The 11,963-nt window shown below is 37.0% G+C and carries 12 protein-coding genes and 1 riboswitch; of the genes, 10 read left to right on the top strand and 2 right to left on the bottom strand.

Annotated elements, in window-relative coordinates; all coding sequences use genetic code 11:
* Nucleotides 1-327: 327 nt before the first annotated feature.
* The 3 genes from AB9L17_RS14025 to AB9L17_RS14015 all read left to right on the top strand — a co-directional run bounded on the left by AB9L17_RS14025 (nucleotide 328) and on the right by AB9L17_RS14015 (nucleotide 4,686).
* Entirely contained in the window at nucleotides 328-489 is a 162-nt protein-coding gene (locus AB9L17_RS14025) for a hypothetical protein (RefSeq protein ID WP_223556486.1), read from the top strand.
* A gap of 724 nt (nucleotides 490-1,213) precedes the next feature.
* Nucleotides 1,214-2,956, top strand: coding sequence for an ABC transporter ATP-binding protein (locus AB9L17_RS14020; protein ID WP_068984578.1), 1,743 nt, complete (start codon nucleotides 1,214-1,216; stop codon nucleotides 2,954-2,956).
* Nucleotides 2,953-4,686 (top strand): ABC transporter ATP-binding protein, encoded by a 1,734-nt coding sequence (locus AB9L17_RS14015; protein WP_068984577.1) that lies wholly within the window; start codon nucleotides 2,953-2,955, stop codon nucleotides 4,684-4,686. Before AB9L17_RS14020 ends, AB9L17_RS14015 begins: the two co-directional genes overlap by 4 nt.
* Before the next feature lie 87 nt (nucleotides 4,687-4,773).
* On the opposite strand, the gene AB9L17_RS14010 is transcribed toward AB9L17_RS14015, so the two are convergent.
* Nucleotides 4,774-5,142: a hypothetical protein gene (locus tag AB9L17_RS14010; protein WP_068984576.1), complete on the bottom strand. Its 369-nt coding sequence runs from the start codon at nucleotides 5,140-5,142 to the stop codon at nucleotides 4,774-4,776.
* A gap of 173 nt (nucleotides 5,143-5,315) precedes the next feature.
* Between AB9L17_RS14010 and dacB the strand changes: the two genes are divergently transcribed.
* The 6 genes from dacB (at nucleotide 5,316) to lepB (ending at nucleotide 10,110) form a co-directional block, all read left to right on the top strand.
* On the top strand, nucleotides 5,316-6,749 hold the full coding sequence (gene dacB / locus AB9L17_RS14005) for a D-alanyl-D-alanine carboxypeptidase/D-alanyl-D-alanine endopeptidase (RefSeq protein ID WP_068984575.1): 1,434 nt from the start codon (nucleotides 5,316-5,318) through the stop codon (nucleotides 6,747-6,749).
* A 285-nt stretch (nucleotides 6,750-7,034) separates the two neighbouring features.
* Nucleotides 7,035-7,469 (top strand): MarR family winged helix-turn-helix transcriptional regulator, encoded by a 435-nt coding sequence (locus tag AB9L17_RS14000; protein ID WP_068984574.1) that lies wholly within the window; start codon nucleotides 7,035-7,037, stop codon nucleotides 7,467-7,469.
* A gap of 246 nt (nucleotides 7,470-7,715) precedes the next feature.
* Nucleotides 7,716-8,648 (top strand): LCP family protein, encoded by a 933-nt coding sequence (locus AB9L17_RS13995; protein WP_068984573.1) that lies wholly within the window; start codon nucleotides 7,716-7,718, stop codon nucleotides 8,646-8,648.
* A gap of 328 nt (nucleotides 8,649-8,976) precedes the next feature.
* Nucleotides 8,977-9,084, top strand: a complete 108-nt coding sequence (locus AB9L17_RS13990) for a transcriptional regulator (RefSeq protein ID WP_068984572.1) — start codon at nucleotides 8,977-8,979, stop codon at nucleotides 9,082-9,084.
* A gap of 151 nt (nucleotides 9,085-9,235) precedes the next feature.
* On the top strand, nucleotides 9,236-9,454 hold the full coding sequence (locus AB9L17_RS13985) for a hypothetical protein (protein WP_375199272.1): 219 nt from the start codon (nucleotides 9,236-9,238) through the stop codon (nucleotides 9,452-9,454).
* 98 nt (nucleotides 9,455-9,552) lie between these two features.
* The gene (lepB, locus tag AB9L17_RS13980) at nucleotides 9,553-10,110 is read left to right on the top strand and encodes a signal peptidase I (protein WP_223556482.1); all 558 of its coding nucleotides are present in this window, start codon (nucleotides 9,553-9,555) and stop codon (nucleotides 10,108-10,110) included.
* Between the two features lie 55 nt (nucleotides 10,111-10,165).
* On the opposite strand, the gene AB9L17_RS13975 is transcribed toward lepB, so the two are convergent.
* A complete protein-coding gene (locus tag AB9L17_RS13975) occupies nucleotides 10,166-10,372 on the bottom strand; it encodes a hypothetical protein (protein ID WP_139114419.1) in 207 nt (68 codons plus the stop codon).
* Between the two features lie 188 nt (nucleotides 10,373-10,560).
* Nucleotides 10,561-10,660, top strand: a riboswitch (purine riboswitch).
* Nucleotides 10,661-10,751: 91 nt separating this feature from the next.
* Here AB9L17_RS13975 and AB9L17_RS13970 point away from each other — a divergent pair.
* On the top strand, nucleotides 10,752-11,942 hold the full coding sequence (locus tag AB9L17_RS13970; RefSeq protein ID WP_068984570.1) for an MFS transporter: 1,191 nt from the start codon (nucleotides 10,752-10,754) through the stop codon (nucleotides 11,940-11,942).
* Nucleotides 11,943-11,963 lie beyond the last annotated feature (21 nt).

The following is an 11,963-nucleotide window of genomic DNA, read 5'->3' as shown; positions in this document are numbered from 1 at the left end:
GTCGAAAAACTGTTCTGCTTCCCCATCTTCCGCGTCGCCGTAGAGAGGGGAAATGGCCTCCTCAAGCATCTCGTCTCGTGTCATGGCTTCAATGGATACAAGTTGCTGGATTTCTTACTCTGGCAAAGCCGTGTAGTAGCCGATCATTCCCATTTGTATTCTCCTCCCTATGCGGACTGTCGCTTTTGTTATTAATAATATAACTTGAACATAGGAAGTTTTTAAGCATTTTTTATAAAAATGGCTCATCACCAAAAGTTGTGGATGACATTTGTTAAAACATATACTATGTAAATAAGTTGATTGGAGTGGAGGCTGGGTGACTCCTTGGGGATCAGCGTCACAGATGAGACCCTGGAGCGAGCAACGCGAGTGAAGCGGCTCATCGGACGCCCCCAGGAAGCTCTGCTCTGCGCGAAAGCGAAGCGTCAGCGGCAAAGCGCCCAGTCGGAACGGAAATCAACCACACGTTTTGGTGATGAACCATAAAAACTCCAATTAGTTTCCTTGCTAAATAATAAACGCATGTTTTTGTGTAAACGAAATATATGTTCTTGTTTAAAGAGTGTTGAAGGTTGAAAGAGTAATTAGTTAAAGTAATGGCACATAATTAGCACATCCTGCTACGAAAGAAGCTGCCCGATGCTCAACTAGGAAAGTGAGCAGCCCATAGCGAAAATTAGCAGTTTCTAATTAATAAAAGTGGATCGGTATGGTTAAATAATTCATCTGATACCTGATGTTGTTTTGAAGAATTAAAATGCTAAAGGTAAGATTATGACTGTAATAATTCATTGCTTTAAAGTGCTAATAATTTTCTGAAAAAAGTAAAAAATAACAGTGGAGTTGTTGACAAATATTTCTAAAGTATGATAACCTTCAAGAACACTATAACAAATTAAGCGAAGGAGGTCATGGCAATGTTAGTTTTACCAGTATCATATCAACACACAACTGCATACATTGTCCATGTCTTCTAGCTTTGTATTTTACATTGCAGCAAAAGGCATGGGTTACATCTTGCCTTTTATTAAGAGACACATGCTCTTTTTTAGGGGTATGTGTCTTTTTTGTTGTAAAAAAGGTTGTAGTGATAACAAAAAAGGAGTGTATGCAGTATGCGAAACACAGTACTAAAAATGATTTTCAAAAAGGAATGTCTAGATAGTGGGTAGTAAGCCTCAACAGCACTGGAGAAAGAAGGTTATAATGTATGTTTGATGTTTTAAGTAAATTAAGTTGGTTTTTTAAGAAATACTGGAAGCAATATACAGTAGCAATTGTACTTTTAATAATTGCCAGTTGCTTGGAAGTTGTTCCACCGTATTTACTAGGGTCAATTATTGATATATTGACTGCGGGAGAAATGACACCAGCTATATTATCAAAGTATATTTTGATTTTTGTTGGCATCATTATTGGTGGTTATGTCCTTAATTTTGTGTGGCAATTCAGATTATTTGAAGGAGCTATTAACCTAGAGAAAATTTTACGTCGGAATCTTATGCAGCATTTTCTACGCATGACGCCAACGTTTTATGAAAAAAATCGCACAGGAGATTTAATGGCACGTGCGACGAACGATTTAAACGCAGTGTCACTAACTGCTGGCTTCGGGATTATGACACTGATTGATTCCACGATCTATATGGGCTGTATTATTTTCGCCATGGGTTACTTGATTTCGTGGAAGCTTACATTTTTTGCAATGTTGCCCGTGCCGATCATGGCCATCCTTATTCAATATTTAGGGAAAATTGTGCATGAGCGTTATATGAAGGCACAAGATGCTTTTGGAGAGCTGAATGATAGTGTTCTTGAGTCCGTTGCAGGTGTGCGAGTAGTACGTGCATATGTACAAGAAAAAAAGGATGAGGCAAATTTTGCAGAGATGAGCGAAAGTGTCTATGAAAAAAATATGCACACTGCAAAAATTAACGCCTTATTTGGACCGATTACAAAAGTCGGTACTGGGATCAGTTATGTAGTAGCGCTTGGCTATGGTGCTCATTTAGTAGCGACTGAGGCTATGACAGTTGGGCAGCTTGTAACGTTTAATGTTTACTTGGGGCTAGCAGTTTGGCCGATATTTGCAATTGGAGAACTTATCAATGTCATGCAGCAAGGAAGTGCTTCTCTTGATCGTGTACAGGAAACGCTAAACTACGAGGCGGATGTTCAAAATATTGCGAATCCGCAAATAATTGCGACACCAAATGCGATTGGCTTTGATGATTTAACATTCCAATATCCAATGAGTCAGGTGAAAAACCTCCAGCGAATTTCGTTGTCGTTGGAAAAGGGGCAAACACTTGGGATTGTTGGTAAAACAGGAGCGGGGAAAACGACCTTCCTACGACAATTATTACGTGAGTATCCAATGGGCGAGGGGCAGCTAACGATTGATGGAGTCGATATTACGGCACAGACGAAGGAGCAGTTACTCGATTGGATTGGTTATGTCCCACAGGATCATGTTCTATTCTCACGTACTATTCGTGAAAATGTTTTATTTGGGAAAGAAGATGCGACACAGGCTGATTTGCAGCAGGCGATTCGTGCAGCATACTTTGAAAAGGATTTGGAAAATTTACCGATGGGACTTGAGACACTTGTCGGTGAAAAGGGTGTATCACTTTCGGGTGGTCAAAAACAACGCGTGTCAATAGCGCGTGCTCTTATTAAAGACCCTGAAATTTTAATGCTTGATGACTCACTTTCGGCCGTAGACGCCAAGACAGAGGCAAAAATTATTGAAAATATACAGCGAGAACGACAAGACAAAACGACGATTATTACAACACACCGTTTATCAGGAATTCAGCATGCTGACTTAATTATCGTGCTAGATGAAGGCCAAATTGTAGAGCAGGGAACACATGAGCAACTTCTTTCACAACAAGGATGGTATAAAGAGCAATTTGACCGTCAGCAGCTTGAAGGAGGTGCCTCATGAGTACGAGTCAACGTTTAATGCGCTATGCAATGTATTTTAAAAAACCGATATTACTTGGATTATTTTTCTTAACAATCGCTGTCTTTACGGAGCTTGTTGGGCCATTTATTGCAAAGCACATCATTGATAATTATATGACAATTGGCCACATCGAACTAAAACCAATTACTTGGCTATTACTTGTCTATTTAATTTTAGCAATAGCTACAGCTGTTTTACGCTATTTTATGTATATCTATTTACAAATGGGTGCCAACCGTGTTGTGCAAAAATTACGTAAGGATGTTTTTGAGCATATTCAAACATTGCCAATTCAATACTTCGATAATTTACCAGCGGGGAAAATTGTAGCACGTGTAACGAATGATACGGAGGCTGTTCGTAATTTATATGTACAGGTACTTTCAAACTTCGTTACGAGCTTAATTTCAATTGTGGGTGTTTATATCGCACTTTTCATTTTAAACTGGAAAATGGCATTCCTAGCATTAACGATGGTACCAGTCGTTTATTTATGGATGATTTTATATCGTAAAGTTGCTTCGAAATATAATGATGTGATCAGAACGAAAATTGCTGATATTAACGCCATGATTAATGAATCCATTCAGGGGATGACGATTATTCAGGCATTCCGCCGTGAGCAGCAAATGACGAAGGAATTTGATGACATGAATAATGAGCATTATGCATATGAGCGTAAGCTACTTTTCCTTGATTCTGCAACTTCCTTCAACCTTGTTAATACATTAAGACTTATTATGTTTACGATCTTTATTCTCTACTTTGGTACACAGTCATTTACGGCAACGGAAGTTATTTCTGCGGGGACATTATATGCCTTTGTTGATTATTTAACGAAATTATTTAATCCAATAACGAATATTGTCAATCAATTTTCTCAGCTTGAGCGCTCGCTTGTTGCAGGGAAGCGTGTGTTTGAGGTGTTAGATATTAATGGGGAACCTGTATCTGAAAAAAGTTTACCTCGTTATAAAGGAAATGTAGTATTCGAAGATGTTTCCTTTGCTTATAAAAATGATGAATATGTATTGAAAAACCTATCATTTGAAGCACACCAAGGCGAAACAATTGCCTTAGTAGGTCATACAGGATCTGGGAAAAGTTCGATTATGAACTTATTGTTCCGCTTCTATGACCCATCTAAAGGGAAAATCACGATTGATGGAATTGATATTACTTCGGCTCCTCGTCAAACAATGCGTGAACATATGGGCATTGTACTTCAGGACCCATACTTATTTACAGGTACTATTGCTTCTAACGTCAGCCTAAACAACCCTAAAATTTCACGTGAAAAGATAGAAGCTTCGTTAAAGGCTGTAGGTGGGGAAAGTGTCCTAGCGAATTTGCCAGATGGTTATGATGAGCCTGTTATAGAGAAGGGGAGCACATTGTCGTCTGGGCAGCGTCAGTTAATTTCCTTTGCACGTGCTCTTGCCTTTGACCCGGCTATATTAATATTAGATGAAGCTACTTCTAATATTGATACGGAAACAGAGGAGATTATTCAGCATGCGATGGATGTGCTGAAAAAAGGACGTACAACATTTATTATCGCTCACCGACTTTCTACTATTAAAAATGCAGATCGTATTCTTGTCTTAGATCGAGGGAAAATTGTTGAGCGTGGCACACACGATGAGCTTTTAGCACAGGGCGGCATTTACGAAAAGATGTATCAAATGCAGGCGAATTCATTGCAATAATAATATTTTGAATGCTTGTGCCTATAAAATGGCATAAATGAAGCCCCACTTTACAAAAAAAGTGGGGCTTTCTATTTAAGATGTACATTATTTTACATGTTTAAAGACATTGACAAAAAAGAATAACACTGAAATTGCTACAGCGATCCCGCCACCAGATACGAACAACTCAAATAACCAGTGTGGCACATCCATATGAACCATCATCATACCGATTAAGAGGAACGGCAAACCGAGATTGTAAAACCAAAATTGTGCTTTGGCCAGCCCCGTTTCCGCTGCATCTTTATAAATTGAATAAATTAAACCGATAAATCCAGTTGTCAGCCAACCTACTACACCAATGTGGGCATGTGTAGCCGTCCATTGAAGTTGAATTGTATAATGCATAAATAGTCCAAAAGCGAAAACAAGCATCAAATACATGACTGAAATTTTTATCCATTTAGCACCCATCGTAACCAACTCCTTTCTCGAAAGTGATTTAGCTAGCTACTACAGTTTATTCTGTCGAATAAAAAAGATGACATATTATTCTCTGAAAAATTAAAAAGTGTTTAATTGTAAATTACTAAATTTTTCCGTAGAATAGAAGCGTGAAAAGGAGAAATTTGTTATTAGGAGGTACTATGAAAAAGAAAATAATTTTATTAACAATGATTTTGACGGTTTGCTGCTTACCTATAACCTTTCTTGAAAAGGCTGAAGCAAGCGAGCAAACCATGACAACAAAGGTGGATAGTGTTCTTGCGAAAAATTGGAAGAATAATGAGTACAGCATTACCGTACGAGATATGGAAACCGGGGATGTACTTTACAATAAAAACGGTGAAAAAATGATACGTCCTGCTTCTTCTCATAAGCTTTTGGTCAGTGCTGCTGCATTAGATTTACTTGGACCTGATTATCGCTTTGAAACGAAGGTCTATGTCGATGGTCCAATTGAAAATGGTGTACTTCAAGGTAATATTTATTTACAGGGTGGGGGAGATCCAACGCTGTTGCCTTCTCATTTAGATTCTTTTGCCAGTGGATTGAAAAAAATGGGTATATCGAAAATTACAGGTTCCTTAATTGCGGATGATACGTGGTTTGATACAGATCGCTTACCGAAGGGAATTGTACCGCAAGAAGAAGCATTACCTTATGCTTCCCGTATTTCTGCATTAACGATTTCGCCAAATGAGCAATACGATATTGCGACTGTCCAAGTTAAAGTGACTGGTTCAAAGGTCGGCTCTACAGCGACTGTTCAGCTTGTACCGTTTGCTAGTACAATTCCCATTGTTAACAAAACAAAAGTTGTTAAAAAGGGCGAGAAAAGTACTGTAAAGATTACACGAGAATATGGTAAAGATCGAATTGTTGTGACAGGGAATTTACCCGCAGGTTCAGAGAAAAGTACATATGTCACGGTCTATGACCCAACCTTGTATACACTCGATGTATTTCGGGAAAAATTAGTGGCAAAAGGTATTCAAACAATGCCTCTTAATATGGGACAAGTACCTGAAAATGCTCAGCAAGTAGGTATTTCTTATTCCAAGCCATTAAAAGATATTAACTTTAAATTTTTGAAGGTAAGCAATAATGGTATGGGTGATATGTTTACAAAACAACTCGGACGAGAACTACTTGGAGAAGGAAGCTGGTCTGCTGGCATTCAAGCAATTCGTACATACGGTAATGATATTGGGCTAAATATGGATCAATGGGTTTTTGAAGATGGTTCAGGTTTAAGTCATCAAAATCGAGCAAGTAGTATGCAAGAAAGTTTATTATTATATAAAGTTCGAAGTAAATCCTGGTATTACTCATATTTAGATGCATTACCGCATGCAGGGAGAAAGGGTAAGCTTGTTGGTGCAACTTTAGAAAACCGTATGAAGGGCTATAGTGTATCTGCAAAAACAGGCTATATTTCTGGTACATATGCTTTAAGTGGTTATGTAAAAGGAAAAAGTGGCAAATGGTATATTTTTAGTATTTTAACACAGGGCAATAAAACTTCAGCAATCCCAACTATTGATGAGATTGTCAAGCAGATTGCAAATGAAATGTAAGGATGTTGAACAACGTAGTTTCATTACGTTTAGTTTAATGTTAAACTAAATGATGAAATTAGTTACTTGCTAATTGATCAGGTGTACAAGGGTTGAAAAAACAGACATTGAGTATTACGAAGTGGCTAAAAATAAGATCCCTTTAGTTGCTTTTGGTGATAGTCAATAAAATTAGATGTGCAGCTGTTTTCTTAGCTCCAGATAATTCTCAATATATCACTCAATTATTGTGGACAGGGAGTCAGTAAGCTTCATTAATTTCTCAGGTGTTTGAGGAGGATTTTTTTGAAAGAAACAAATATTTTTAAGCTTATCCATATGGTTGAACAGATGAATAATGCCAATATTATACGTTTTACAAAAGCGTTTCCGTATCCGTTGGGGATCTCACCAATTTTAGTATTAAGTGAGTTACACGCGAAAGGTCCGCAAAAGCAGGCTGAGTTAGCAGGGACGCTCGGCTATACAAAAGGGGCAATGACGAGTATTGCTGAAAAATTAGTAAAGCTCGGTTTAGCGGAAAGACTGTATGACCCATCTGACCGTCGTATTATTCGATTACAAATAACGGATGAAGGTGAAAAAGCTTTAGCGAAAGCCCAATCAATTGGTCAAGAGGTTTTTATGCAGCTTTTTGATGTATTGAATGATGAAGAAATTGCGCAATATTTGCTGATTCAAGAAAAATTAGTGCAAGGAATACAAGACAAAAGCTTATAGAAAAAGAAGTTTTACTCAGTAACATTATTATGATGGTTTATTCCTCATTACTTGTTTATCGGGTTATGATCAATGTAGTTGAATGAGGGATAATTTGCAAATAGAGGAAGTCTGTCGTACATTTAGTAAATACTAGTGTACGTCTTTTTTTCGTCTAGTATGCATATAAATAGACCAGATAAACTTTTTTTCAACTTAAAACGTCAAAAAGAGGGGTAAATTTGGTAAGCAAGAAAGGACTTATGTATGGAAAAAAAAATGAAGCGCTCTAAGGAAAAAAAGAGCAAGAAAAAAATCTGGCTTTGGATAGTAGGTAGCTTAATAGCAATTTTTTTAATTTTTATAGGTACTGCTTATTATTCGATCCAAAAAACGATGAATAAAATAAATACACCATTAGAAACGACAGATAGTGGAGAAAAAGAACAAAAAACAGTGACAAAAAAAGAGCCATTTTCTGTGTTAATGCTTGGCGTGGACGAACGTAAAGATGATAGTGGACGTTCAGACACGATGATTGTCGTTACGGTAAACCCTGAAAAACAAACGATGAAGATGCTTAGTATCCCTCGAGATACTCGTACAGAAATTATTGGCCATGATTCCGTCGATAAAATTAATCATGCTTATGCATTTGGTGGTGTCCCAATGGCGGTCGATACGGTGGAGCATTTTTTAGATATTCCTATTGATTATTATGTGTATATCAATATGGATGGCTTCCTACAAATTATCGACACGATTGGTGGGATAACAATTGAAAATGACATGGATTTAACCTATGATAAGCATCATTATCCAAAGGGAGAGATTACTTTAAACGGTGAGGAGGCACTAATTTTTTCACGTATTCGTTATGAAGATCCTCGCGGTGATTTTGGTCGTCAAATTCGCCAAAGACAAATTATTGAGGCGGTTCTGAAAAAAGCTTCAACGACACCATCTATCTTATTAAAGGCTACAGATATGCTTGATGTAGTAGGCGATAATGTCCGCATGAATTTTACGATGAAGGATTTAATCCAGCTACAAAGTATTTATAAAAAAATGGATGGCAATATCGATCAGCTGTCATTTGAAGCTGAGGGTGGCCAAAGAATTAATCACATATGGTATTACATCCCTGATGAGACGGAGCTAGGTAAAATCCAATCGGAATTAAAAGCTCATTTGAAATAAAGTATAAGAATGAATCAATTCGGTATCATAGCTGTGAATTTTTTGGCAAAGAAGGGAGGGAGATGAATGAATGGGAGGACCCAGGTGCTTAGGTATACAGCTCTCAATAATTGCATGCAAAGCTATGTGCCTAAACGTAAAGTTCAAAAAATTCCAGTCAGCTCAGCTATTCGACATTTACAACTATTGTGCTTAAAAATTTTCATGTGAAACATAAAAAATCATTCAGGTAGTGTGCATGCCTAGTTGAATGATTTTTTTATTTTGTTTGAAATATCAGAAAATTTGGTGTATAATAATATTAGAAATGGTTGAGGGAGTGATTGTGATGATTATAGGCACAATTTTATTAGCAGTTGCATTACACGCAGGGATTGTTTTAGCAGTAGATTTATTGAATGAGCAGCATCACTCTACTACGCAAAGTAACCATTAATCGTGAAAACAAAAAAATAGAAGACATCTAGGCAAAGTGATCATGTAGCTTTGTCTATTTTTTTGTGGCTCATCAGCAAAAATTGAGGATGACATTTTTTAAAATATATGCGTTGTATATTAGTTGATTGGCGTGAAGACTGGACGCCCCCATGAAGCTCTGCTCTGTGCGACAGCGGCAAATGTTTTATCTACGCGAAAGCGAAGCGACAGCGGCAAATGTTTTATCTGCGCGAAAGCGAAGCGACAGCGGCAAATGTTTTATCTGCGCGAAAGCGAAGCGACAGCGGCAAATGTTTTCTGTAGCGAAAGCAAAAGCGACAGCTACAAAGCGCCCAGTCGGAACGGAAATCAACTTCACAATATGGTGAAGAACCACTTTTGTGAACTCGAAACTATTTATGTGATTCATTCGTCAATACACTGTATAAAATGTTATACTATAAAAAAACAGTATCGGGGAATGAACATGCAAGAAGAGAAAACAAGTTTTAAAAAAGAATTACTATCCTATCTTAAAATTATCGTCATTACAGCTATAGTTGTTTTAGGCTGTAAGCAATTTTTATTTGCACCGATTAAAGTGCAAGGGGCTTCTATGTACCCGACTTATCATGATAAGGATATTATTATTGTAAGTAAAATGAGTAAAATTGATCGCTTTGATCAAATTGTTTTTCAATCACCAACAGAAGATGAACTATATATTAAACGAGTAATTGGCCTACCAGGTGATACAGTTGAAATGAAGGACGATGTTTTGTATGTAAATGGTAAAGCCTATGAAGAAGATTATGTGAATCGTCAAACAGATGATCCTAATCAATTACGTATTACAGAAAATTTCACGTTAGAGCAATTATTGAAAGAGAAAAAAGTGCCTGAAGGTATGTATTTTGTACTTGGGGACAATCGACTAAAAAGTTACGATAGCCGCCATTATGGTTTAATTTCTGAGGATGCCATTTATGGTGAAGCGAAAGTAACACTATATCCGTTTAGTAACTTCCATCTTGGTTCAAAATAATAAAGACTTTCAGTAAGAAAGAGGCTACGCATGAGTGGCCTCTTTCTTTGATTTTTTAGTTAGCGGATAATGCCGTACAAACTTTATAGTCGGGATAATGAACACAAACTGTTGAATTTTCAACAGTTTCTTTTAGGGGGATTTGCTGTTTGCTCAGACTAGGGGAAATGATTGTTGGCTCATCAATTGTGAGCTCTTCTACTACTAGTTCTACGCCATAAAACAACATCAGAAAATAGCATACTAAACCTAATATACGCAAACAATCACCTCGCAATTTTCCGTTCTATTATTATGTATGGTCAAACTTAAAAAAATATAAGTAAAATCTAAAATTTCTCTCTTTTGCATGGACTTTTTTTACGGAATGACTGGAGTTTATGGATGACAAAGAAGAGAGAAGAATCACAATAAAAAATTGTTGTCATGTAAAATTCAATATGCTACTATAGCTAAAGTAAATATTTGAACTGTATAACCTCAATGATATGGATTGAGGGTCTCTACCAGGAACCATAAAATCCTGACTACAAAAATTTTGCTTCATTTTTGTAGTCAGGATTTTTTTGTCTTTATTCGGTAGGTGTTTAGACATATAGAAAACCCTCTCTACAAAAATGAAGGTTAGAAGGGTGATTATTATGAATTGGAGAGTTTATATTCTTGCCGTTACTACCTTTACAGTAGGACTGGTGGAATTGATTGTTGGAGGTATATTACCAAAAATTGCAGAGGATTTAAATGTGTCCTTAGCAACAGCAGGACAATTGATTACTATTTTTGCTCTCGTCTATGCAATCTCTGCTCCTGTCCTTTTATCATTAACGGCAAAAGTGGAAAGGAAGCGCCTTTATCTTATTTCTTTATTCATTTTTACTTTAGGAAATGTGATGACTTATTTTAGTACGACATTTATGACAGTTATGATTGCTAGAATTTTTACCGCGATGAGTACAGCGTTGGTCATTGTGTTATCCTTAACGATTACAACAAAAATTGTTGAGCCAAGACATCGTGCAAAAGCTCTAGGTCTTGTTTTCGTAGGTGTAAGTTCGGCACTTGTCATCGGTGTCCCAGTAGGGATATTTGTGACAGAGGCATTTGGTTGGCGAGCTGTGTTCTTAGGGATCGCTCTTCTTTCAGCTATATCCATGATTCTTATTGCGTTACTACTTGAAAAAATGCCAGTTGTAGAAGTTGTTCCATTAAAGGCACAAATTAAATCACTAGCAAATTTAAAAATCCTAAGTGCGCAATTAACAACAATGTTTATGCTAGCTGGTCATTATATGCTATATGCTTATTTAACACCATTTTTAGTAGAAGCATTTGATATGAACGCCTCTTGGATTAGTATTTGCTATTTGATCTTCGGGATCTCTTCTGTCAGTGGAAATGCTCTCGGTGGTTGGTTAAGTGATACAATTGGTACTGGAAAAGCAATTTTAATTGTTGTTTCAACATTTGCCCTTGTATTATTTAGTATTCCTTATACGATTGTCGCTTTACCACTCTTTTTAATCGTGACGGTTTTATGGGGTGCACTTAGCTGGGCACTTACACCTCCATTACAAAATTATTTAATACAAATTGATCCAAAAACATCGGATATTCAACAAAGCTTAAATACAGCTGCGTTACAAATCGGTATATCCATAGGTTCAGCTGTTGGTGGAGCTATGTTTACTATTACTGGGTCTGTTATGCACTTAGCTAGCTTCGGTGCCATTTTAGCTTTATGTGCTTTAGGCTGTGCTATTTTCTCTCTAAAAAGAGCACCAGTTTCACATGACACTGAGCTAGGGTTGAACTCCGCTCACAACAACTCATAGATGTTAGAGTAGAAAATTTGG

It is taken from the genome of Lysinibacillus sp. RS11 (genome assembly GCF_042019215.1).
Classification (GTDB): Bacteria; Bacillota; Bacilli; order Bacillales_A; family Planococcaceae; genus Lysinibacillus; species Lysinibacillus xylanilyticus_A.
The sequence above is the reverse complement of the archived record's forward strand: the minus strand, read 5'-3'. Positions and strand labels throughout refer to the sequence as shown.

What these genes read in the sequence shown, in the direction of transcription:
- AB9L17_RS13985 (WP_375199272.1), top strand. Translation starts at nt 9,236, where the DNA reads ATGAAGCTCTGCTCTGTGCGACAGCGGCAAATGTTTTATCTACGCGAA.
- AB9L17_RS14010 (WP_068984576.1), bottom strand. Translation starts at nt 5,142, where the DNA reads ATGGGTGCTAAATGGATAAAAATTTCAGTCATGTATTTGATGCTTGTT.
- AB9L17_RS13995 (WP_068984573.1), top strand. Translation starts at nt 7,716, where the DNA reads ATGGAAAAAAAAATGAAGCGCTCTAAGGAAAAAAAGAGCAAGAAAAAA.
- AB9L17_RS13990 (WP_068984572.1), top strand. Translation starts at nt 8,977, where the DNA reads ATGATTATAGGCACAATTTTATTAGCAGTTGCATTACACGCAGGGATT.
- AB9L17_RS14020 (WP_068984578.1), top strand. Translation starts at nt 1,214, where the DNA reads ATGTTTGATGTTTTAAGTAAATTAAGTTGGTTTTTTAAGAAATACTGG.
- dacB (WP_068984575.1), top strand. Translation starts at nt 5,316, where the DNA reads ATGAAAAAGAAAATAATTTTATTAACAATGATTTTGACGGTTTGCTGC.
- AB9L17_RS14015 (WP_068984577.1), top strand. Translation starts at nt 2,953, where the DNA reads ATGAGTACGAGTCAACGTTTAATGCGCTATGCAATGTATTTTAAAAAA.
- AB9L17_RS13970 (WP_068984570.1), top strand. Translation starts at nt 10,752, where the DNA reads ATGAATTGGAGAGTTTATATTCTTGCCGTTACTACCTTTACAGTAGGA.
- lepB (WP_223556482.1), top strand. Translation starts at nt 9,553, where the DNA reads ATGCAAGAAGAGAAAACAAGTTTTAAAAAAGAATTACTATCCTATCTT.